Annotated in this window: 16 protein-coding genes; 13 read left to right on the plus strand and 3 right to left on the minus strand. The window is 56.7% G+C overall.

Annotated elements, in window-relative coordinates; genetic code table 11:
• Nucleotides 1-50 precede the first annotated feature (50 nt).
• The 4 genes from ACIGG6_RS09915 (at nucleotide 51) to ACIGG6_RS09930 (ending at nucleotide 7,719) form a co-directional block, all read left to right on the plus strand.
• Nucleotides 51-2,222: a methyl-accepting chemotaxis protein gene (locus ACIGG6_RS09915; protein WP_399844232.1), complete on the plus strand. Its 2,172-nt coding sequence runs from the start codon at nucleotides 51-53 to the stop codon at nucleotides 2,220-2,222.
• Nucleotides 2,223-2,424: 202 nt separating this feature from the next.
• Nucleotides 2,425-4,602 (plus strand): methyl-accepting chemotaxis protein, encoded by a 2,178-nt coding sequence (locus tag ACIGG6_RS09920; protein ID WP_399844234.1) that lies wholly within the window; start codon nucleotides 2,425-2,427, stop codon nucleotides 4,600-4,602.
• A gap of 144 nt (nucleotides 4,603-4,746) precedes the next feature.
• A complete protein-coding gene (gene ilvD / locus ACIGG6_RS09925; protein ID WP_399844236.1) occupies nucleotides 4,747-6,591 on the plus strand; it encodes a dihydroxy-acid dehydratase in 1,845 nt (614 codons plus the stop codon).
• Between the two features lie 72 nt (nucleotides 6,592-6,663).
• Entirely contained in the window at nucleotides 6,664-7,719 is a 1,056-nt protein-coding gene (locus tag ACIGG6_RS09930) for an oxidoreductase (protein WP_399844238.1), read from the plus strand.
• A 61-nt stretch (nucleotides 7,720-7,780) separates the two neighbouring features.
• On the opposite strand, the gene nudE is transcribed toward ACIGG6_RS09930, so the two are convergent.
• Entirely contained in the window at nucleotides 7,781-8,395 is a 615-nt protein-coding gene (gene nudE, locus ACIGG6_RS09935) for an ADP compounds hydrolase NudE (RefSeq protein WP_399844240.1), read from the minus strand.
• Nucleotides 8,396-8,465: 70 nt separating this feature from the next.
• Between nudE and yrfG the strand changes: the two genes are divergently transcribed.
• The 9 genes from yrfG (at nucleotide 8,466) to rsd (ending at nucleotide 18,368) form a co-directional block, all read left to right on the plus strand.
• Complete coding sequence (gene yrfG, locus ACIGG6_RS09940; RefSeq protein WP_253501923.1) at nucleotides 8,466-9,143, plus strand: GMP/IMP nucleotidase; 678 nt, start codon at nucleotides 8,466-8,468, stop codon at nucleotides 9,141-9,143.
• 25 nt (nucleotides 9,144-9,168) lie between these two features.
• Nucleotides 9,169-9,558, plus strand: a complete 390-nt coding sequence (gene hslR, locus ACIGG6_RS09945) for a ribosome-associated heat shock protein Hsp15 (RefSeq protein ID WP_062361748.1) — start codon at nucleotides 9,169-9,171, stop codon at nucleotides 9,556-9,558.
• Between the two features lie 54 nt (nucleotides 9,559-9,612).
• On the plus strand, nucleotides 9,613-10,488 hold the full coding sequence (gene hslO / locus ACIGG6_RS09950; RefSeq protein ID WP_399844242.1) for an Hsp33 family molecular chaperone HslO: 876 nt from the start codon (nucleotides 9,613-9,615) through the stop codon (nucleotides 10,486-10,488).
• 310 nt (nucleotides 10,489-10,798) lie between these two features.
• Nucleotides 10,799-12,355, plus strand: coding sequence for a phosphoenolpyruvate carboxykinase (locus ACIGG6_RS09955; protein ID WP_399844244.1), 1,557 nt, complete (start codon nucleotides 10,799-10,801; stop codon nucleotides 12,353-12,355).
• A gap of 137 nt (nucleotides 12,356-12,492) precedes the next feature.
• Nucleotides 12,493-12,990, plus strand: a complete 498-nt coding sequence (gene msrB / locus ACIGG6_RS09960) for a peptide-methionine (R)-S-oxide reductase MsrB (protein ID WP_083022890.1) — start codon at nucleotides 12,493-12,495, stop codon at nucleotides 12,988-12,990.
• A gap of 88 nt (nucleotides 12,991-13,078) precedes the next feature.
• Nucleotides 13,079-15,433, plus strand: coding sequence for a Tex family protein (locus ACIGG6_RS09965; protein ID WP_399844246.1), 2,355 nt, complete (start codon nucleotides 13,079-13,081; stop codon nucleotides 15,431-15,433).
• A 142-nt stretch (nucleotides 15,434-15,575) separates the two neighbouring features.
• Nucleotides 15,576-17,216: a glutamate--cysteine ligase gene (gene gshA, locus ACIGG6_RS09970; RefSeq protein WP_399844247.1), complete on the plus strand. Its 1,641-nt coding sequence runs from the start codon at nucleotides 15,576-15,578 to the stop codon at nucleotides 17,214-17,216.
• On the plus strand, nucleotides 17,213-17,713 hold the full coding sequence (locus tag ACIGG6_RS09975; RefSeq protein WP_253501910.1) for a disulfide bond formation protein B: 501 nt from the start codon (nucleotides 17,213-17,215) through the stop codon (nucleotides 17,711-17,713). The genes gshA and ACIGG6_RS09975 overlap by 4 nt, the downstream gene beginning before the upstream one ends.
• 166 nt (nucleotides 17,714-17,879) lie before the next feature.
• Nucleotides 17,880-18,368, plus strand: coding sequence for a sigma D regulator (rsd, locus tag ACIGG6_RS09980; RefSeq protein ID WP_399844249.1), 489 nt, complete (start codon nucleotides 17,880-17,882; stop codon nucleotides 18,366-18,368).
• 68 nt (nucleotides 18,369-18,436) lie between these two features.
• Here rsd and ACIGG6_RS09985 read toward each other — a convergent pair whose 3' ends face one another.
• On the minus strand, nucleotides 18,437-21,499 hold the full coding sequence (locus ACIGG6_RS09985; RefSeq protein ID WP_399844251.1) for an efflux RND transporter permease subunit: 3,063 nt from the start codon (nucleotides 21,497-21,499) through the stop codon (nucleotides 18,437-18,439).
• Entirely contained in the window at nucleotides 21,483-22,574 is a 1,092-nt protein-coding gene (locus ACIGG6_RS09990; RefSeq protein ID WP_399844253.1) for an efflux RND transporter periplasmic adaptor subunit, read from the minus strand. The genes ACIGG6_RS09985 and ACIGG6_RS09990 overlap by 17 nt, the downstream gene beginning before the upstream one ends.
• Nucleotides 22,575-22,693 lie beyond the last annotated feature (119 nt).

Genomic DNA, 22,693 nt, shown 5'->3' on the forward strand with positions numbered 1-22,693 from the left:
AATAGTGAAAAATCAAAATATTAAAAAATAGCTACCCTGGGGAACCTTCTATGCGCAACAACCAGCCCGTTACCCAACGCGAATATGTGCTTGAGGAAGAAACCGTACTTATTTCACGTACGGATTTGAAAGGCAACATTACTTATACTAACGCGGCCTTTGTGGAGGTCAGCGGCTATACGAGAGACGAGTTACTTGGCGCACCCCATAATCTAATACGCCACCCGGATATGCCTGAAGCCGCTTATGCGAACTTTTGGAAAACCATTCAAGCGGGTAAAACCTGGCAGGGAACGGTTAAAAACCGACGTAAGAATGGCGACCACTACTGGGTGCATGCCACCGTAGCACCGCTGCGCGACGGTGACCGCATTGTTGGCTACACCTCGCTGCGCCGCAAGGCAGGAGCGAAACGTGTCGCGTTGGCAGAGCAGGTCTATGCCGAGATACGTGAGAAAGGCAAATCCCGCCGCTATGCTCTCCACCAAGGGGCGTTAACACGCCGAGGCCTTGGCGGCTTTTTTGCCCGCTTTCAGTTTACCAGCCTGAAGGCCAAGTTGACTGGCATGGTAGTGGCGTCTTTGCTGCTGTTGGGGTTAGCGGGCGGCTTGGGGGTGTATGGCCTAGTGGTATCCGGTGAGCGTCTGGATACGCTTAATCGTTCAGGTTTGGAGGCGGTGGCGGAACTACAGCGTCTAGAACGCCAGCTAGGTAGGTCCGTTGAGTTGCTAGAGCCTGCCGTGCGCAACCCCAGGCGGGTGGATTTGGAGGCCTTATCAGCCTCTCTAGAGAGTGGCAGCCAATCCATATATAGCTTATGGGAGTCGTATCGTGCCACCAGCCATGCGGCTCCAGATGCACTACAGACATTCAATGAGGCGTTGACACGTTGGAATGACGGCGTCACCTCTGCCGCCACGGCGATAGAGCAGGCGCAAGGGTTTGCTGCGTTTGAGGCCTTTAATGACATCGTAAAACCCACCACCGATCAACTGCGTGAACTGAGCAGCCAACTGGTCAGTGAAGAGCGCGCAGGAGCGCAGGCGCTGGTGGCTGAAGCTCAGCAAGGGCGTCACTATATGTTGATTGCTCAACTGGTGCTGATGTTAATTGGCCTGCTCATTATGGTCGGCTTGAGCGTGGTGATATTTAAATCGGTGTTACGCGGCTTGGAAGGCGCAAGGCATATGACCTTCCAAATCGCCGCAGGTAATCTGGCTGCCCGGGAGCGCCGCCAAAGTAATGATGAGCTAGGTGAGCTGCTCTATTCGCTGGATACCATGCGGTTTAGCTTGGCCAGTATCGTCAGCGATCTGGAAAACCGAGTCTCCGTAGTGACGCCTGCTATTCAGCGGATTGCGGCTGAAAACGAAGAGCTGGCGTCACGCACCGAACAGCAGGCTTCCTCGCTGCAGCAAACTGCCTCTAGCATGGAGGAGATGACCTCTACCGTGCAGCAAAATACTGATAATGCGCGTCAAGCTACCGAGCTTGCTCAACAAAATGCTACTAGTACCCGCGATACCCGCCAGCAGATGGAACAATTGGTAGAGCGCATGCAGCGCATCGCCAAAAGTGCTGAGAAGATGACCGAAATGATCGGTGTCATCGATAGCATTGCTTTTCAAACTAACATTCTGGCGCTCAATGCCTCCGTCGAGGCCGCCCGAGCCGGTGAGCATGGCCGCGGGTTTGCAGTGGTGGCAAGCGAAGTGCGCACGCTGGCAAGCCGCAGCGCCAATGCCTCTCAAGAAATTCGCAAAATGATCGACAGTACCTCGCAAGAGGTCAGTGGTGGTCGTAGTGCTGTTGAACAGGCTGAGCATGCCATCGAAAATGTAATGAAGCAGGTTAATCGAGTGAGCGAGCTGATGGCCTCTATTAGCACTGCCTCAAGCGAGCAGAGTAGCGGTATCGGCCAGATCAATTCGGCCATTGCCGAGATGGATGGCGTCACCCAGCAAAATGCCTCGAAAGTGCAGTCCATAGCAGCATCAGCAGATAATCTTGCCCTAGAAGCGTTTGAGCTAGCCAATGTGGTCGATGCTTTCCGCCTGGAAGGAGCGCAGGCGGAAAGTACGAGTGTGGCTCGTGAGAAGCTTGGCAACGTTCAGAAAATGGCCAAGCAAGCAGCGCCTCGTCTGACGAATAGCAAGCCGTCTAAGCAGCAGGCCAGCATGCAAAGCTCCAGCGCAAGCACCAATGAGTGGGATGAATTTTAACCCCTGTTAACCAGCATCTACTCAAACCAAAGCAGACCGCTTGAATATGCCACCCTTACGGTGGCATATTTTTTGCCTATTTAATTAATACAAGCGTATTAAATAGGCTTAGTAGCTCTGGCCGCCAAGCCATCGGCAAAACATGCCTTCCTTAGAAAAACATGTCTTTTAAAAAAAGGCATATAAAAAGTAGGGGTTCTTAATGAGCACATCCAGCCAAGCAACGTTTGAGCTTTCAGACGATCAAGTGTTGATTTCACGCTCTGATCGTCAGGGAAAGATTACCTACGTCAACCAGACCTTTATAGAAGTGAGTGGTTACTCGCAGGCAGAGCTAATGGGGGAGGCTCATAGCATTTTTCGCGATCCGGAAATGCCATCGCTGGTGTTTAAAAATATGTGGGACACCATCGAGAAAGGAAAAACTTGGCAAGGGGTGGTGAAAAACCGCTGTAAGAATGGTGATACTTACTGGGTACACACCACGGTAGCGCCGCTGCTGGATGGTGTACGTGTGGTTGGCTATACCGCTATTCGCCGTAAAGCAGCACAAAAAGCCATTGCTCGCGCGGTAAAGGGGTACGGCGCTATGCAGCACGGGCGGGGGAGAGGCTTTGCGCTCCATTATGGTGCATTACGCCGCACGGGGCTGCGCGGTTGGGTGCAACGCTTTAGCTTTAGCAGTATGCAAGCTAAGCTCATGGGCATGGTGGTGGCTGCGATTGTGCTGCTAACCGTGGCAGGAGCAGCCGGTGTTTATGGCTTGACCAGCTCAGCCGAGCGACTGCGTATCCTTAACCAAACCGGACTTGAAGGGGTAGCCGATCTTCAACAAATCGAGCAAGGTGCCGCACAGCTATTGCAGGCACTAGAGCCCGCAGTGCGCAACCCCCGCCGAGCTGATTTAGACCTACTTGAAGAGCAGTTAACCACGCTCCAAGCCGATATCAACCAAACATGGCAAGGCTTTACCGATGAGCGTACGGAAGCCAGCGGCGTGCAGCAGGGGCTCACGGCGCATTTGGCCACATTTTTAACCGGTGCTGAAACGGCCTTTACTGCTATACGCGATGGAAATGGGTTTGCCGCCTTTGAGGCGTTTAACGATGTGGTGAAGCCCACCTCAGACAGCATTAGTGCCACCATTAATTTGCTAGTGGATAACGAACGTGCCGCTGCCCAAGCGTTAATGGCCAATGCGGAGCGTCAGCAGCAGTGGCTACTATGGGGGCAGTTAGGCGTTCTGTTGTTCGGCATTATCTTGATGGTTTGGCTGAGTGTGGCCGTCCTGAAATCATTGCTGAAGTCGCTGAACGAAGCCCGCCGTGTCACCTTCCAAATTGCAGCGGGCAACCTTGCCAATCGGGTGACCCTCAAGCGTGATGATGAGCTGGGTGAACTGTTGGCATCTCTGGAAACGATGCGGGCCAGCTTGTCAGGGCTGATTACTGAGGTAGGCAGTAAGGTAGAGGTCGTTACCCCCGCTTCGGAGCATATTAAGCAGCAGAATGAGGAATTGGCTTCCCGCACCGAGCAGCAGGCTTCCTCGCTGCAGCAAACTGCCTCCAGCATGGATCAAATGACCGCGACGGTTCAGCAAAATACCGAAAATGCCCGCCAAGCCAACCAGCTTGCGATGCAAAATGCGACCACCAGCCGCGAAACAGGCGAACGCATGCAGGCGCTTGTGGAGCGCATGGAACGAATTGCCGAGAGTGCCAATAAGATGAACGATATCATCACGGTGATTGACGGCATCGCCTTCCAGACCAACATCCTGGCGCTGAATGCCTCGGTGGAAGCTGCTCGAGCGGGTGAACAGGGCCGCGGTTTTGCCGTGGTCGCCAATGAAGTACGTAACTTGGCTGGCCGCAGTGCCGATGCTGCGGGTGAGATCCGCCGTTTGATCGATACCTCCTCCCAGGAAATTGCCGGAGGTGCTGACGCTGTGAAAGAGGCCGAGCAGGCTATTGATCAGGTGGTCAATCAGGTCATGCGCGTGAGTGATATCATGGGAGAGATCAGCACCGCCTCTGACGAGCAGAGTAGTGGTATCGCTCAGATCAATACGGCGGTCTCTGAAATGGATCACGTCACACAGCAGAACGCTAGCAAGGTTCAATCAATTTCCAGTGCTGCACAGCGCTTAACCAACGAAGCGTTGGACCTGGCTAACGTGATTGCTGCGTTCCGTTTGGAAGGGGCGGGCGAAGAGAGTAGTGAAACGGCTCGTCAGCGTTTGTCTCGGGACAGTTCACTGATGCCGAGCCTGTCACACCAGGACCCCTCACAACAAAACCTTTCACCGCCAAAAGAGCCGCGTTCGGCACTGAAGCGCCCTGCAGCCGCTGTTGCTGAAGAGGAGTGGGAAACCTTCTAATAACCGACGGGCGGCTTCCTCCCGCCTTTGGTTGCCCTCTACATCTAGTCTCAGCGGTGCGCTCATGCCACAATCTAAGGCCGCTGGATTCAACTGCCTGCCGCCATGTATGCGGCAGGCCATGATAAAGATGTAGAGGACACCATGCCCGAGTATCGCTCCCGTACCACCACCGCTGGCCGCAATATGGCTGGCGCCCGTGCCCTTTGGCGTGCCACCGGTATGAAAGATGACGACTTTCATAAGCCGATTATTGCGGTCGCCAACTCCTTCACCCAGTTTGTACCCGGTCATGTGCATCTAAAAGACATGGGCCAGCTGGTGGCGCGTGAGATTGAAAAAGCGGGCGGCGTAGCCAAAGAGTTCAACACCATCGCCGTGGACGACGGCATCGCCATGGGTCATGACGGCATGCTCTATTCGCTGCCGAGCCGCGATATCATTGCCGACAGCGTCGAGTACATGTGTAACGCCCACTGTGCCGATGCGCTGGTATGTATCTCCAACTGCGACAAAATCACCCCAGGAATGCTGATGGCCGCGATGCGCCTCAATATTCCGGTGATTTTTGTATCAGGTGGCCCGATGGAAGCCGGTAAAACCAAACTGCTCAACCACGGCCTAGACTTGGTAGATGCAATGGTCATGGCTGCCGATGACAGCGTGGATGATGAAACGCTGGCGGAAGTAGAGCGCAGTGCTTGCCCCACCTGCGGTAGCTGTTCAGGTATGTTCACCGCCAACTCCATGAACTGCTTAATGGAAGCATTGGGGCTGGCGCTACCCGGTAACGGCACCGTGCTGGCAACCCATTCAGACCGTCGTCGGCTGTTTGAAAATGCCGGTCAACGTATTGTCGAACTCGCTAAACGTTTCTACGAAGGCGACGAGGCCCACCTGTTGCCCCGTGCGATTGGCAATAAGTCGGCGTTTAAAAACGCCATGACGCTCGACATCGCCATGGGCGGCTCCACCAATACCATTCTTCACCTATTAGCAGCCGCCCAGGAAGCAGAAGTTGACTTCACTATGGCGGATATCGACCGCCTTTCCCGTGAAGTGCCGCAGCTGTGTAAAGTGGCTCCTAATACCCAGAAGTACCATATCGAAGATGTGCACCGCGCGGGTGGCATTATGGCCATCTTGGGTGAGCTGGACCGGGCAGGCGTGCTGGATACCTCCGTACCGACTGTCTATGGCGATAGCCTGAAGGCCGCGCTGGAAGAGTGGGATATCATGCGCTCGCCTAGCTCAGAAGTGGTTGAGTTCTTTAAGGCTGGCCCTGGCGGTGTACCGACTCAAACCGCTTTCTCCCAAAGCGCCCGCTGGCCAAGCCTGGATGGCGACCGCGCCACCGGCTGTATACGCGATTTGGAGCACGCGTTCTCCCGCGAGGGCGGTTTGGCCGTGCTGTACGGCAATATCGCGCTGGATGGCTGCGTGGTGAAAACCGCAGGGGTTGATGACTCCATTTTGGTATTTGAAGGCAAAGCCCACGTGGTGGAGTCTCAAGACCAAGCGGTGGCCAACGTGTTAGATGGCAAAGTGAAAGAGGGCGATGTGGTCGTCATCCGCTACGAAGGCCCCAAAGGCGGCCCCGGTATGCAGGAGATGCTGTACCCGACCTCTTACCTGAAATCGAAAGGGTTGGGTAAGGCCTGTGCACTGCTCACCGATGGTCGTTTCTCCGGCGGCACATCAGGCCTGTCGATTGGGCATGTTTCCCCGGAAGCGGCAGCAGGGGGCGCCATTGGTTTGGTCGAGCAAGGGGATACCATCCTGATCGACATTCCCAACCGCTCGATCAACGTGCAGCTGAGCGACGCCGAGCTGGCCAAACGCCGGGAAGCGATGGACGCCAAAGGCAAAGACGCCTGGAAACCGGTCGAACAGCGCCCACGTAAGGTCACTCCAGCGCTCAAGGCCTATGCGCTACTCGCCACCTCCGCCGACAAAGGCGCGGTACGCGACCTCTCCAAGCTGGATTAAGCGACATCACAGCCCGTCTCGTACGGGCTGTTTTTTTGCCAACCTGAACCGTCACATCGACTAAGGATTGTAATGAAGGCGATCATCAACGTTGGCCTTGTTGGCTATGGGTTTGCAAGCAAGACGTTTCACGCCCCTTTGATTCAAGCGACCGAAGGGCTAGATTTAGTGGCCGTTTCCTCAAGCGATGCGGCCAAGGTGAAGGCGGACCTGCCCAATGTGGAAATAGAGAGCCAAGCGCTGGCACTATGTAAGCGCCCTGACCTTGATCTCATTGTAATTCCCACGCCGAACGATACCCACTTCCCCTTAGCCAAAGCAGCGCTCGCTGCGGGCAAGCATGTGGTAGTGGATAAACCCTTTACCGTCACGCTCTCAGAAGCAAAACAGCTAAAAGCCCTGGCGGTGGATAAAGAACGGCTGATTTCGGTATTTCATAATCGCCGCTGGGATAGTGACTTCCTGACCATTCAAGCGCTCTTAAAGAAAGGCACGCTAGGACGCATGACCGGCTTTGAGTCGCGCTTTGATCGCTTTCGCCCTGAAGTGCGTGACCGCTGGCGGGAAAAAGCCACCCCAGGGGGCGGTATTTGGTACGACCTAGGCCCGCACCTGCTAGATCAGGCCTGCGAGCTATTCGGCACGCCCAACGCCATTTTGCTAGAGCTAGGTGTACGCCGTGACGGCGCCAAAGCCGATGACGACTTCCTGGCCTTGCTGGAGTACGACGGTTTCCGAGTGAGCTTGAGTGCCGGTACGCTGGTGGCAGAACCCACGCCGCGCTACCGCATTCATGGCACCAAAGGCAGCTATATCAAGTACGGCTTAGACCCGCAGGAAGATCGTTTGAAAGCCGGGGAAACGCCGTCTTCAGCCTGGGGAGAAGATAGCCCTGGAACGCTGACCCTGCGCGAGGGAGAAGGCGAAGACGCGCCGCTCGTCCGTCACGACCACCCCACATTGCCCGGCGACTATCTCGCCTATTACCAAGGGGTAAGCGCGGCGATTCGTGATAAAGCGCCGCTTCCCGTGGATATCGATGACGCCTTGCGTTGCATGGCACTGCTGGAGGCAGGTTTGGACAGCCACCGCCAGCGCCGTTGGATAGCGCTGAAGCATCATCTTTAGCGTCTGCGCTTTCTAAGCATTAAGGGTGCCGCGTGGGCACCCTGTCTATTTATCTCATGCTTTACAGCAAATCCATCTCGCTGCTGCGCTTCTCTTCGCGCAGCTTATCCCGCGCAATATAGAGCGCAGCGATGGCGCGGGCTTCATGGAAGTCTTCGCGCATGAGTAGGGCAGGCAGCTCTTCGATGGCATGGGTCTCTACAATCAGCGGTTCGGGCTCGTCACCCGGTAAGCGTTTGGGGTAGAGGTCCGTTGCCATTAGCACCTGCATGCGGTGGCGCATATAGTTGGGCGCTAGCGACAGCTCCACCAACGGCTCAATGCGGTGCGCACCGAAGCCGCACTCCTCCATCAGCTCGCGGTTGGCGGCGGTAATGATGTCTTCGCCTGGGTCGACTAAGCCTTTTGGCAAGGTCAGTACATAGTCCTCAAACCCCGCAGCATACTCCCGAATGAGCAGCACGTGGTCCGGGTCGGGCATGGCAATAATCATCACCGCGCCGCGATCAGCACCGGTTAAACGCTCAAACTGTCGCTCTTCCCCATTAGAGAAGCGCAAATCCAGTGACTCAATTTGAAATAAACGGCTTTGGGCGACGCGCTGGCGGCCTAAGATTTGCGGCTTGCGCGGATAGCCGGTTGGCGTATCGCCTGTTGCTGTATCGTCGCGTGACATCATGCCTCCGTGGCTGCAAAAAACGGGTTACGCTACAATAGCACGCTTACTCTTTAAGACTGGAGCGGCAATGATTGATTGGCGCGAGATCGATACCGTCCTACTTGATATGGACGGCACGCTGCTGGACCTTCACTTCGACAGCCACTTTTGGCTTGAGCACCTGCCTCGGCGCTACGTAGAGCTGCACCAGCTTGATCAGGCCAGCCAGGAGGCCCTCAAGGCGCGTATCATGGGTGAGCAGGGCACACTGAACTGGTACAGCCTTGCCTACTGGAGCCGCGAGCTCAACGTGGATATCGTCGCGCTCAAGCGCGAAGTGCAGCACTTGATTGGGCTACGCAGCGATGCTTTAGACTTTCTAACATGGCTCAAGCAAGCGCATCCTCGCGTGGTGCTCGCTACCAACGCCGACCGCGCCAGCCTAGCGTTAAAACTGCCGCTGACAGGGTTGGAAAACTACCTAGACGCCATCATCTCATCAGAAGACGTGGGGGCTGCGAAAGAGGAGCAAGCCTTCTGGTTTGCACTTCAAGAACGCGAGCCATTCGATCCCGCCCGCACCCTGTTTATTGATGATAATGCCCGGGTGCTAGAGAGCGCTCGCGAGTTTGGCATCAAGCATCTGTTAGGGATTAAGCAGCCTGACAGCCAGCGCCCAGAGAAAGAGCTACAGGAATTTATTGCCCTTGACCGATTTGCCCAGCTGCTACCCGCAGAGTTGCCAGGGCAACGCTCACACATCTGAGTTCACACACATTAGGAGAGCGTGAATGAGTGACAGCGTTCGCTTGGATAAGTGGCTATGGGCAGCGCGGTTTTTTAAAACCCGTGCTCTGGCCAAAAAAGCCATTGAAGGCGGCAAAGTCCATTACGACGGAGCTCGTGTAAAAACCAGTAAGAACGTTGAGCTGGGTGCGCTGATCCGTGTGCCGCAAGGCTGGGATATCTTCGAGGTGGAAGTTACCGCGCTATCCGACCAGCGTCGAGGCGCACCGGAAGCGCGTAAGCTCTATGCGGAAACCGAAGAGAGCGCTAAACGTCGTGCCAAAGAGGCCGAGGCGCGCCGCTTAACCAACGAAGCCATGCAGCACCCGCTTAAACGCCCTGATAAAAAACAGCGGCGTGATATCCAGCGCTTCCAGCGTCAGCAAGGGGAGTAAGCAGCCGCTTACCCTGCTGTGCTCTCCTACTACTTCTCCTCCTATGGTCTTTTTATGTCTGATCAAATTCAACGTTTTTTGTTTGACCAAACCAACGTGCGTGGCGAGATCGTTACGCTCAGCACGGCTTACCACGAAGTGCTCGACCGCCACGCCTACCCACCCGCAGTTAACCAACTGCTGGGTGAATTGCTAGCGGCGGTCGCCCTATTGACCGATACCGTTAAGCTGGATGGTACGCTCAGTATCGAAGTGCGCGGCCAGGGAGCGCTCGCCCTGTTAATGGCAGAGTCCAACCCCGGCGGCGAGCTGCGGGCCATTGCACGTATTGCCGAAGACGCCGCACTGCCCAGCGAACACGCTAGCTTCCGCGAGCTGGTAGGGGACGGCCAAATCGTGATTACCCTAGACCCTAAAGAGGGGCATCGCTATCAGGGCATCGTCGCGCTGGATCACGATACTCTGGGCGGCTGTCTGGAAGCCTACTTCGGCCAGTCGGAGCAACTGCCCACGCGGCTTTGGCTAGCTGCTGACGGCGAACGGGCAGGAGGGCTACTTCTCCAGCGCTTACCGGATGCGTCGCAAAACCAGGATGTAGACGCCTGGGAGCGCAGCGTTCACCTAGCCGATACCATCAAGCAAGAAGAGCTGCTGGGCTTAGAGCAGCGAGAAGTGCTGTATCGCCTCTATCATGAAGAGACCGTGCGGGTCTTCGACCCCAAAGCGCTGCGCTTTGGATGCACCTGCTCGCGGGAGCGCATGAGTCATGCGCTCTATACCCTTGGCAAGGATGAACTTCGGGGTATTTTGCGCGAACAGGGCGCGATTGACACCCAATGCCACTTTTGTCATACGAAATATCACTACACCGCAGCGGATATTGAAATTTTGTTGGAAGACCCGGGCGCGCCACCGCCGGTGATTCACTAATTGTGTAGTCGGCGCATAGGGCCAGCTCTGTTCAGGTCTTTTGCTGTTACCCTAGAGCACATCGTGCTTTAAGCCGAAAAGCCAAACAGATGTTTGAAAAATATACTGCGCCGCAACACAAAATGTAGTGCTATTGTAGTAGTTTAACTACAAGATATTTGGTAAAAGCCCCCGTTTCCCGGGGGCTTTCTTTTTGCCATAATGCGCCAAACTTCAGCGCACCTAGCCTGCTGTGACCGCTATAACAGGGGCTAGGATGATTTCTTAAGGCGTCGGCGACGCCCGGAAAATTAGAGACCCAGGAATCGACATGACCACGACTCAAGCCGCTCCCCAAGCCCACGTTAATCTCAGCAGCGCCGAACTGATCGAGCGCGCCGTGGCCCGTGGTGAAGGCCGCCTGTCAGCAAACGGTGCCCTGGTGGTAAACACTGGCCTGCGCACTGGGCGTTCACCGAAAGATCGTTATATTGTCGATGAGCCTTCCACCCGTGACAGCATTGATTGGGGCAGCGTTAACCGCCCCTTCGACGCTGAAAAATTCTCAGCTCTTTGGGCGCGGGTTGAAGATCACCTGGGTAACGGCGAGCACTTCATTTCTGAGCTGCACGTGGGCAGCGACGCCACTCACTACCTGCCGGTACGCGTGACCACTGAAACCGCTTGGCAGAACCTGTTTGGTCGCACCATGTTTGTTCGCCCTTTGGCCTACAACCAAGCGGCGAAAGAGGAGTGGACCATTCTTAACGCCGCAGGCTTTGAGTGTGACCCGAACCGCGACGGCACCAATTCCGATGGTTGTGTAATTATCAATTTCGCCGAGCGTAAAGTGCTGATCGCTGGCATGCGCTACGCAGGCGAAATGAAGAAAGCCATGTTCTCTGTGCAGAACTTCCTGCTGCCCGCTTCCGACGTGCTGCCGATGCACTGCTCGGCCAACGTGGGTGAAGACGGCGAAACTTGCCTCTTCTTCGGCCTCTCTGGCACCGGTAAAACCACGCTTTCCGCTGACCAAGCACGCTACTTAATCGGTGATGACGAACACGCCTGGGGTGACGGCATTGTCTTCAACATGGAAGGCGGCTGCTACGCCAAGTGCATCGACCTTTCTGAGAAGAACGAGCCGGTCATCTGGAACGCGATCAAGTTTGGCACCGTGCTGGAAAACGTCGTACTCGACGACCGCCGCGAGCCGGATTATGCCGACGACAGCCTGACTCAGAACTCTCGTGCTGCCTACCCGCTGGAGCACGTTGAGAAGCGCGTCGCAGAAAACCTGGCAGGCGAGCCGAATGCCATCGTCTTCCTGACCTGCGATATGTCGGGCGTTCTGCCGCCGGTCTCCGTGCTGTCGAAAGAAGCGGCGGCTTACCACTTCCTGTCAGGCTACACAGCGAAAGTTGGCTCCACTGAAATGGGCTCTTCCGAAGGCTTGGCGGCGACGTTCTCTACCTGTTTCGGCGCTCCGTTCTTCCCGCGTCCGGCGCGTGAATACGCCGATCTCCTGATCAAGCGAGTGGCGAAGAAAGATGCCCAGGTTTACCTGGTCAACACTGGCTGGACCGGCGGCGCATACGGTGAAGGTGGCTCGCGCTTCTCCATCCCGACCACTCGCGCCATTATCAGTGCTATTCAGTCAGGTATTCTGCGCGATGTGGAAACTCAGCACATCGAAGGCCTGAACCTCGACGTACCGGTCGCCGTGCCGGGTGTAGACTCCAGCCTGCTCAACCCTCGCGAGACCTGGGCAGACCGCGACGCTTATGACCGCCACCTGCAAGAGTTGGCCACCAAGTTCGTTGATAATTTCAAGAAGTTTGAAGGCGTTAACGAAGCCATCATCAAAGCAGGCCCGCAGTTGACATAATTTTTACACCCAAGTGTAAGTTGTCGAACGTACGGACAACTAAGTAGTCAGAAAGGGACAGTGCCACGGCACTGTCCCTTTTTCATATCTGCTTGTTTCTCTTTACTATCCAACCGTTGTCGATGGGAGTTACGCCAATGAAACGTCGTCACTTTTTAGGCTTAGCAGGGTTAACCGGCTTAGCGGGTGTTTTGCCGGGTGTCTCGTTTGGCTTTCCGCGCCTTGATCTTGAGGCTGCCCCAGATTTAGAAAAACTGGAGCTGAGCGAAGATGAATGGCGCGAGCGCCTTTCTGATGATGCCTTTAATGTGCTGCGCGAAGAGGGTACAGAGGCAGCATTCTCAAGCCCGTTGGATAAGCAGTACGATGAAGGCGCATACCACTGTGCAGGCTGCGATTTGCTGCTGTTCACCAGCGCCATGAAGTACGATTCTGGCACTGGCTGGCCGAGCTTCTTCGAACATGTAGAGGGTCACTTACTGACCAAACTGGATTTCAAGCTGGTTTGGCCCCGCACCGAATACCACTGCGCCCGCTGTGGCGGCCACCAGGGCCACGTATTTGAAGATGGCCCAGAACCTACCGGCCTGCGTTGGTGCAATAACGGCGTTGCGCTGCGCTTTGTGCCCGCCTAACGGTGGGGCGAAGGGCAATCCATGCCAGTCTAGGTGGTTTGTGGTACCTTGTCGGCACCTCGAATGCTGCATGAGTTAGTTGCACGTTATGGATGTCAAACAACGCATTACTGCACGCTTGGCCGAAGAGCTAAGCGTCCGGCCTGAACAGGTCGCCGCAACGGTAGAGCTTCTGGATGGTGGCGCTACCGTTCCTTTTATTGCCCGTTACCGTAAAGAAGTCACCGGCGCACTGGATGATACGCAGCTTCGCCAGTTGGACGAACGCCTGCGCTACCTGCGCGAGCTTGAAGAGCGTCGTGAAGCGGTACTGGCCGCCATCGATGAGCAGGGCAAGTTAGACCCCACACTCAAAGCGACCATTCAAGCCGCCGATACCAAGCAGCGTTTGGAAGATTTATACCTCCCCTTCAAGAAAAAGCGCCGCACCAAAGCCCAAATTGCCCGTGAAGCCGGGTTAGAGCCGCTGGCGGATGCGCTGTTAGCGAACCCAACGCTTGACCCCGAAAGTGAAGCCGCCCAATACCTGCGCGAAGCCGAAGGGGATATCCCCGCCATTGAAGATGCCAAGGCGGCGCTTGATGGTGCCAAGCAGATTCTGATGGAGCGCTTTGCAGAAGACCCCGAGCTGATTGGTCAACTGCGGGAGCGGCTATGGCAAGAGGGCGAGCTCAGTGCGCGCGTGCTGGATGGCAAACAGCAGGAGGGCGCGAAGTTCTCCGACTACTTCGAGCACGATGAAAAACTGGCGAAAGTGCCCTCGCATCGGGCGCTGGCCATGTTCCGTGGCCGCAACGAAGGTATCTTAAGCCTAGCGATCCGTTTGCCGGGCGAAGATGACGCACCCATTCACCCCGCCCAAGTGGCGATTGCCAAGCAAGTAGGCATTAGTGATGAGGGGCGCGCGGCGGATAAATGGTTAAGCGAAGTAGTTCGCTGGACCTGGCGTGTGAAGCTTTACACCGCGCTGGAAACTGAGCTGCTGGGCCGCCTGCGTGAACACGCCGAGCAGACCGCCATCGACGTATTTGCCGCTAACCTGAAAGACTTGTTACTGGCAGCGCCTGCCGGGCAGAAAGTAACGCTGGCGCTAGACCCAGGCCTGCGTACTGGCTGTAAAGTAGCGGTGATCGACGCCACCGGTCAGTTTATTGACCAAGCAACGATTTACCCCCATGCGCCGCAAAACCGCTGGGATGAATCGCTTAACGTGCTGGCCAAGTTAGTAAAACAGCACGGTGTGGAGCTGATTGCTGTGGGTAACGGCACCGCCAGCCGCGAAACCGACAAGCTGGCAGGGGAACTGATTAAAGCGCTTGCACCAGAGCACCGGGTCAGCAAAGTGATGGTCTCTGAAGCGGGCGCTTCTGTTTACTCTGCCTCAGAGTATGCTTCCCGCGAGCTGCCGGATCTGGACGTGACGATTCGCGGCGCTGTCTCTATCGCCCGCCGCTTGCAAGACCCCTTGGCCGAGCTGGTGAAGATCGAGCCCAAATCCATCGGTGTGGGCCAGTACCAGCACGATGTTTCCCAAGTGCAGCTCTCTCGCAGCTTGGAAGCCGTGATTGAGGACTGTGTTAACGCCGTGGGCGTGGATCTCAACACCGCGTCCAGCGCGCTGCTTTCCCGTGTGGCAGGCCTAAGCGCCGCTATTGCCGAAAATATCGTCGCCCAGCGCAACCTGCAGGGGGCATTTAAGAGCCGTAAAGAGCTGCTTGAAGTGAGCCGCCTTGGCCCGAAAACCTTCGAGCAGTGCGCAGGCTTTTTGCGTATTAGCAATGCCGAAAATCCGCTGGATGCCAGCGCCGTTCACCCAGAGGCGTATACGCTGGTGGAGCGCATCGCCAAGCAGAATAGCCGTGATGTGAAAGGCCTGATTGGCGACAGCGCCACCCTGAAGGCGCTCAAGCCCGCCGATTTCGCCGATGAGCGTTTTGGTGTGCCGACGGTCAGCGACATCCTCAAAGAGCTGGATAAGCCCGGCCGTGACCCGCGCCCAGAGTTCAAAGCCGCTGAATTCCGCGAGGGCGTCGAAACACTCAAAGACCTCAAGCTCGGCATGGTGCTGGAAGGCACCGTTACCAACGTGACCCACTTCGGGGCATTTGTGGATATTGGCGTTCACCAAGATGGTTTGGTGCATATCTCGGCGCTTTCCGACCGCTTTATCGATGACCCACGTAGCGTTGTTAAGGCGGGTGATATTGTCACGGTGAAAGTGATGAGCGTGGATATTCCGCGTAAACGGGTAGGGCTATCCATGCGTTTGGATGACGAGCCGGAACAGCCCGAAGCACCAGGCAGCACGGCCTCGGCAGCGCCGCACAAACCCGCTCGCAGCAGCCGCCAAGGTGGGCAGCGCCAGGGGAACCAGCAGAGCGAACCCCCTGCTGCGATGGGTGCGCTTGGGGCTGCCTTAATGAAAGCCAAGCGGGGCAAATAGTCGCGCGTCTTGAATATTTAACCATTGCCGCCATATCCTGCTGTCTATTCTCGATTAGAAAGCAGGGTAATGGTTATGGCGATGCCAGTTGACTTCAACAAGGCCTGCTTAATGCAGGCCTTACTAACAAGGAGTGTTCACCTTGTCTGAACCTCTCACTGTGCCATCTTCGCTCACCGCCCAGGTAGAGCGGCTGCTGCCAAGCGCGCGACTTGGGCGCTTAGGGCGCTTGCGTCGCGGGTTGGAGAAAGAGGGTCTGCGTGTTGATGCCAACGGCCATATTGCCCAAACGGCTCATCCGCAGGCGCTGGGGTCAAAACTGACTCATCCGCACATCACCACCGATTACTCTGAGGCGCTGCTGGAGTACATCACTCCGGTGTACTCCGAGCCCAAAGAGGCGCTGGCGTTTTTATCTGATCTGCACACCTTTACCTATCACCACTTGGAAAACGAGTGGATCTGGCCGGGCAGCATGCCCTCGCGGCTTTCAGGTAACGATAGTGTGCCGATTGCAGATTACGGCAGCTCCAACGTGGGCACCATGAAACACGTGTACCGAAAGGGCTTAGACGTACGCTATGGCCGTATTATGCAGGCCATTGCGGGCGTGCATTACAACGTGTCGCTGCCGGAAGATATGTGGCACGCGCTGCGGGAAATGGAAAAAGCCACCAACATCCCGTTTAACGACTACCGCTCGACCCGTTACTTCGGGATGATCCGCCACTTCCGCCGCCATAGCTGGCTGCTGCTCTACCTGTTTGGCGCGTCTCCAGCGATAGATAAAAGCTTCCTGCCGAATGGCCAAGTGCCGGATAAGCTGCAGCCGCTTAGCGACGATACCTACTACGCGCCTTATGCCACCACGCTGCGCATGTCGGATTTGGGCTATCAGAACAAGGTGCAGTCGCAGCTTAAAATTTGCTTCAACTCGCTGTCGAACTACGTCAATACGTTGCGCCATGCCATCTCCACCCCCTGGCCCGACTACGAAGCGCTGGGCGTGAGAAACGGCGACGAGTGGCAGCAGCTTAACGCCAATATCCTGCAGATCGAAAACGAGTACTACAGCGATATTCGGCCCAAGCGCGTAGCCAAGCACAACGAAACGCCAAGCCAGGCGTTGGAGGCCCGAGGCGTCGAATACATCGAAGTGCGCTGCCTGGATCTCAATCCGTTCGACCCGTTGGGCGTCACGGAATCCCAGATGCGCTTTGTCGATACCTTCCTGATGTGGTGCCTACTCAGCGACAGCCCCTGGATTTCCGATGAAGAGTGTGACCGCCTAGACGATAACCGTCGGCTGGTCGTAGAGCGCGGCCGCGACCCGGAACTGCGCCTAACTCGCAATGGGGAATCGGTCACGCTGCCTGCTTGGGGCGAGCAAATTTTTGCTGAAATGGCTGAGGTGGCACGCTTGCTGGATGCTGTCGAGGAGGGCGAACCCCATGCAGCAGCGCTTGAAGCTCTTGCACCACGCTTGAAAGATCCTTCGTTGACCCCCTCGGCGCAAATGCTGGCGCGCTTGCAAGAGAGCAATGGATCACTAAGCGACACGCTACTGAGCATGGCGCAGGCCCAAGCCGATAAGCTGAAAGCCACGCCGATGCTGCGTTCCCGCGAAGCGCTACTCGCTCAACTGATCGACACCTCTCACCAGCAGCAGCGGGATATTGAGGATGCCGACCAAGAGAGCTTTAGCGAGTTCCTAGAGAGTTATTTCACCAAAGCGCGAGAGTCTCGGGCGCTTTCTGCACTGCCACCCGAGGATGCGCAATGACATCATCAGCCATTCGTCCGACGGCGCTCGCCGGTGTCGCGTTTTGCGTACTGATGATGGCCGTAGCGCTGAGCCTTGAGCACATTGTGGGCTTAGAGCCCTGCCCGCTATGTATTTTTCAGCGAGTAGCGGTTATCGCCGCCGGGCTAGTGCTAGCTGTGGCAGCCATTCACAACCCTAAAGGGGGCGTGGGTAGAGGCATTTATGGCTTGTTGGGGCTAGCTGCCGTGGGCACCGGTGCCTTTATCGCCGGGCGTCATGTATGGCTGCAGGGCTTACCAGCAGATGAGGTGCCTAGCTGTGGCCCAGGGCTGGATTACATGATGGATATCCTACCTATGCAGGAAGTCGTCGCCATGGTGCTTACCGGCTCTGGGGAGTGCGCTGAAATCGATTTCATGCTGTTAGGACTATCGCTGCCCGCCTGGACCCTCATCGGCTTTTTATTGCTGGCGTTGGTGCCGCTGCGTATTTTATGGCTAGCTATTAAGCGCTAGGATGGGTAATGGCAGCCGGTAGCCCACCGGCTGCTTAATATCGGCGTTGACTATTGACGGCGCACTATTCAGTATCAAGGAAACCATACCCGCCAAGATTGACAGAGGTAGAGGGAAAGGCGAGTCTAGCCCTGTTAAAGGCGGCTATCTGCAAGGAGAAAGCCCCATGCTCGACGATTGCAAAAATGCCCTGGAGCGCTGGGGAGGCGTACACAGCTTGATTGATCGCTGGCTTGATCAGCGTCGCGCGCTACTCGTGAGCTTTATCGAACTAAAAGAAGCCTGCGATGCGGAGTTGGAAGACGTGAGCAAGGCGCGCATTGATACCTTCAGCGAACTGCTGATGGACTATATCAGTGCTGGGCACTTTGAGATTTACCCGCAGCTTGCGGAAGAAGCGAAAGCCTTTGATGACGAAAGCGCGCTTCACATTGCCGCACAACTGCTAGAGCGCCTGGAAATGTCTACTGCCATGGTGCTGGAGTTTGATGAAGACTTCGCATCCCCGGTGCGCTGCCAACAAAACCTAGCGCGGTTACCCGCTTGGATTGACCGTCTCGCCAAAGGCCTGACTGAACGCTTTGCGCTAGAAGATCAGCTCATTGCTCGTTTGCACGCCGTCCATAGCCCCAAGCAAGTGAAATCTCCCGCCTAATTTTCCGCTAAGGCAGCATTTCTGGCTGCCTTAGCGGATGCTGACTTGCTAATAACTCACTCGCATCCTTAGCGGCGCAGCTTGCCGCCAATCACTAGCATGCAGGGAGTGAGCAGCAGCGTGAGGGCGGTGGCAAAGGTAAGGCCACCGGCAATCGCGCTGGACATCTGGGTCCACCATTGGGCGGAAGGAGCGTTAAAGCCTAGCGCTGGGGCGAACAGGTTAACGTTTACACCCAGCACCATCGGCATTAAGCCCAGCACGGTGGTAATGGCGGTGAGCAGTACGGGCCGCAAGCGCAAGCAGCCTGATTCCAGTGCTGCTTGAACGGATGTCATCCCATCTGCGCGCAGCTCATTGTAGGTATCGATCAATACGATATTGTTGTTCACCACGATCCCTGCCAACGCGATGACCCCCATGCCTACCATCACAATGCCGAACGCTTGGCCGGTGATGAGTAGTCCCATCAATACCCCTGCCGTTGAGAACACAATCGCCGATAGCACCAGCACTGCTTGATAGTAGCTATTGAACTGGGTCACCAAAATCAGTGCCATTAAGCCAATCGCAATCAAAAAAGCGCCCACTAAGAACTGCATCGATTCCTGCTGATCCTCCTGTTCACCGGCCACATTCACCATTAGCCCATCGGGCAGTTGGCCCTGGCCAGCGTCTAGCAGTGCGCGCAGCCGCTCATCGGCTAAGAAGCCTGGGGCTAAGTCGGCTTCCACCGTAATAGCACGGCGGCCATCAATGCGGTTAAGCGTGCCCACTTTTGGTGCAGGAGTAAGCTCCACAAAGTGCGAAATAGGCACCTGCCCCCTTGGGGTATTAATCGTCAAACGCTCAAGCTGGTTTAGCGTGCGCCAGTTTTCTGGCAGGCGAACGCGTATATCCACCTCATCATTCACCGTCGGCGGGCGGTAAGTAGCGACTTGCAGCCCGGTGGTGAGCAGTTGAACGGCACTGCCGATGGTGGTGATATCGGTTCCCATACGGGCAGCGGCTTCGCGATCCACATGCACCTGCCACTCGACGCCCGGCAGGCTGCGGTTATCCTGAATATCGGTAAAGCCGCCAAGGTTGCGCATCATCGCTGTGATTTGATCAACCCCTGCATCGGCAATGTCCGGGTCGGTAGCGCTCACTTCCAGCACAATCGGCTTGCCGCCGCCGGGGCCCATCTCCTGCTCTTGAAACTCCAGGGTAATGCCTGGGATATCCTGGGTGCGCTCAGCCATATCCGCCAGAATAGTGCGAGCAGGACGGCGCTGATACCAGTCGATAAACTGGAACTGCAGCATGCCTATCACATCGCTGCCCATTTGCTGGTCGGGCACAGCGTAAGAGCGGGCGTAGAGCGCCTCCACTTCCCCCATACCACCCAAGCGCTGCTCCACGCGCTGCAATATCGCGTCAGTTTCTTCCGCCGAAAAATCGCCACGGGCGCGTACCAGTACCTGGGCGCTGTCCGGCTCGACACTGGGAAAAAAGTCTACGCCATGGTTAAAGCGTGCATAGCCGGTGTACAGCAGTGCGATGAGCAGTACGGCAAACAGTAGCACCCAGGCTGGGTGCTGCAGGAGACGGCTCAGTATCCGACGGTAACCACGGCCTAGCGCCGTGCTTTCATCTATCGGCCCGGTACCACTGGCATGAGAGGTGCGCGTGAACAGGCGGCCCAGCGTAGGCAAGAACACCAGTGCCATCGCCAAGGAGGCCAGCAGGCATAAAATCACCGTGGCGGGCAGGTACTTCATAAATTGGCCTACCACGCCGGGCCAGAACAGTAGGGGGATAAAGACCACCACGGTCGTCGCGGTGGAGGCGATCACTGGCCAGCTCATACGCGAAGCGGCATTAAGCCACGCCTGATAAGGGGCTTGCCCCTCGTGCAAGTGGCGGTCTGCCAGCTCGCTGACCACTATGGCGCCGTCTACCAACATACCCGCCACCAGGATAAGGGCAAACAGCACCACAATGTTGAGCGTAAAACCGAATGCCCACACCAGCAGGATGCCGGTGAGAAACGCCCCTGGGATGGTCAGCCCTACCAGCAGTGCCATCCGCCAGCCCATCACCGCCACCACCACAATCAGTACCAGCACCACGGCGGTTAACACGTTATTCAGCAGCTCCGAGAGCATGTTCTGCACGGTAACCGACTCATCCAGAATAGTGGTTATCCGTAGCTGTTCGGGCAACAGGTCTTCTGCGAGTGCGAACTGCTCTCGCACCGCTTCAATGGTCGCGATGATGTTGGCCCCAGCGCGTTTGGAGATTTCCAGCACCACGGCGGGCTGGCCATCAATACGGGCAAATCCTTCGGCCTCTTTGTAGGTGGGGTGAATCCAGGCCACATCGCCAAAGGTGACCACTTGATCTCCTTCTACTTTCACCGGCATGTTCATCACGTCGTTTAACGACTCAATAATGCCGGGAACCTTTAACGCTAAACGCCCCGCGCCCGTATCCAGACTGCCTGCGGCGACCAAGCGGTTATTGCGCGATATCTGATTGAACAGGGTGTCGAAATCAACGCCGTAGCTCTCCAGCACCAGCGGGTCGACGACGATCTCCAACAGGTCCTCCCGTTCGCCAGCAATCTCTACCTCGAGCACATCGGCGATGCCTTCGATTTCCTCTTTCAAGCGCCGGGCAATCGTCATCCGCTCCCGGGTATCCAGCTCGCCGGAGAGGCCGATACTCAGAACGGGAAACTCGGAGACGTTAACTTCCATCACCCGTGGCTCTTCCGCTTCATCGGGTAGGCTGCTGCGGGCAATATCGACGCGCTCGCGCACATCGGCCAGGGCGGTGTCTGGGTCAAAACCAGGGTCGAACTCAAGCGTTACCGAGGCGTGGCCTTCACTGGACTGAGCGGTGAATTTACGCAGTCCCTCGATGCCACGCAGCTCCTGCTCCATGGGGCGGACCAGTAGGCGCTCGCCATCTTCGGGGCTGACGCCCTCCAGCGCGAGAGAGACGTAGATAATCGGAATGGTAACGTCGGGGTTGGCTTCTTTGGGAATCGCCTGCCATGCGGCAGTGCCCGCCAGTAGCAGCCCTACCAGTAGCAGCAGCGTGGTACGGGTATGGGTGAGGGCGGCATTAATTAACTGGCGCATGTCCACCTTCCTGGGCAGGCACGGGGGTTACCGCTTCGCCGGGGCTGACCAAGCCAGCGCCAAGGGTAATCAGCGTGACCGGATCAGGCAGCCCGGTGACATAGGCACGCTGGGTATCTGCACTGATCAGTTCCACGGCGGTTTGCACCACGCGGTTCTCTTCATCCAGATGCTTGATGGCTAACTGGCCCTGCTCATCCAAGCTAAAGAGCGCAGGGGAGAGGGAATGTACCTGGCGGGGAGATTGGGTAATCGTAAACTCAGCGCTACTGCCCGCTAATCGTTGACGCTCTGGGTTGTCCAGCGACACTTCGATATAGAACGTGCGCGTAGCCTCTTCTGCCCGGCTGCTGATATAGCTAACCTCACCCGTTAAGGAGTCACCGTTAAGTAGTCTTGCGGTAACGGGTAAGCCAACGCTCAATTCGCCGACCTGTTGCTGTGAAGCCCAGGCAGTGCCGGTTAAGCGACGATCATCAATCAAGCGAGCCCACTCCTCGCCTGGCTGGAGTAGGTCGCCAAGCTCTACCTGTATTCGGTCGAGGGTGCCGTCAAAAGGCGCTGTTGGGCGGGTGTCTTGCAGCTGTTTCTCTAGCTGCGCCACCTGCGCCGCGCTGGCGCTGAGCGCGCTTTGCAGGCGCAGCAGCTCCGGCTGTGAAATCAGCTCACGACGGCGTAGGTTCTGGGCGCCCGCGTACTCGGCTTCGGCCAGCGCCAGCTCATCTCTGGCCTGCTGCAAACGCTGGGGCAGGGCGTCGTTATCCAGCACTAGTAGCGTATCCCCTTGGCGAACGCTTTCCCCCTGCTCAATCGGCTTCTCTGCTACGTAACCCGCGACGTTGGCACGCAGCACCGTTTCGCGATCAGCGGTTAGCTGGCCCTGCAGCACTTGTTGGGGAATATAAGGCGTGCTCTGCTGAATGCTGATTTCTACTCGTGGCAGGGCATCGCGCTCCTCCGCTGCCGAGTCGGGGGGAGTGGATTGAAAACGCTGAAAATCGCCAACGGCCAGCCATACCACTAACGCCAGCACCAGCAGGCTAGCCAGCGCGTAAGAGGGGGGGATTCGTCGCATGGAGAGTCACTATTCCAAAAGGTCACAAAGATACATAGCGCGGTAAGGATGGGCCCGCAGCCCGTGACACCATAGCGCAACTGGCCGTACTCAGCGAGTACCAAGCCCGCTCGGGAATG

Source organism: Vreelandella lionensis (genome assembly GCF_044543515.1).
Classification (GTDB): domain Bacteria; phylum Pseudomonadota; class Gammaproteobacteria; order Pseudomonadales; family Halomonadaceae; genus Vreelandella; species Vreelandella lionensis.

Coding starts and splice junctions, on each gene's coding strand:
- ACIGG6_RS09915 (WP_399844232.1), top strand. CDS start 51: ATGCGCAACAACCAGCCCGTTACCCAACGCGAATATGTGCTTGAGGAA.
- ACIGG6_RS09920 (WP_399844234.1), top strand. CDS start 2,425: ATGAGCACATCCAGCCAAGCAACGTTTGAGCTTTCAGACGATCAAGTG.
- ilvD (WP_399844236.1), top strand. CDS start 4,747: ATGCCCGAGTATCGCTCCCGTACCACCACCGCTGGCCGCAATATGGCT.
- ACIGG6_RS09930 (WP_399844238.1), top strand. CDS start 6,664: ATGAAGGCGATCATCAACGTTGGCCTTGTTGGCTATGGGTTTGCAAGC.
- nudE (WP_399844240.1), bottom strand. CDS start 8,395: ATGTCACGCGACGATACAGCAACAGGCGATACGCCAACCGGCTATCCG.
- yrfG (WP_253501923.1), top strand. CDS start 8,466: ATGATTGATTGGCGCGAGATCGATACCGTCCTACTTGATATGGACGGC.
- hslR (WP_062361748.1), top strand. CDS start 9,169: ATGAGTGACAGCGTTCGCTTGGATAAGTGGCTATGGGCAGCGCGGTTT.
- hslO (WP_399844242.1), top strand. CDS start 9,613: ATGTCTGATCAAATTCAACGTTTTTTGTTTGACCAAACCAACGTGCGT.
- ACIGG6_RS09955 (WP_399844244.1), top strand. CDS start 10,799: ATGACCACGACTCAAGCCGCTCCCCAAGCCCACGTTAATCTCAGCAGC.
- msrB (WP_083022890.1), top strand. CDS start 12,493: ATGAAACGTCGTCACTTTTTAGGCTTAGCAGGGTTAACCGGCTTAGCG.
- ACIGG6_RS09965 (WP_399844246.1), top strand. CDS start 13,079: ATGGATGTCAAACAACGCATTACTGCACGCTTGGCCGAAGAGCTAAGC.
- ACIGG6_RS09975 (WP_253501910.1), top strand. CDS start 17,213: ATGACATCATCAGCCATTCGTCCGACGGCGCTCGCCGGTGTCGCGTTT.
- rsd (WP_399844249.1), top strand. CDS start 17,880: ATGCTCGACGATTGCAAAAATGCCCTGGAGCGCTGGGGAGGCGTACAC.
- ACIGG6_RS09985 (WP_399844251.1), bottom strand. CDS start 21,499: ATGCGCCAGTTAATTAATGCCGCCCTCACCCATACCCGTACCACGCTG.
- ACIGG6_RS09990 (WP_399844253.1), bottom strand. CDS start 22,574: ATGCGACGAATCCCCCCCTCTTACGCGCTGGCTAGCCTGCTGGTGCTG.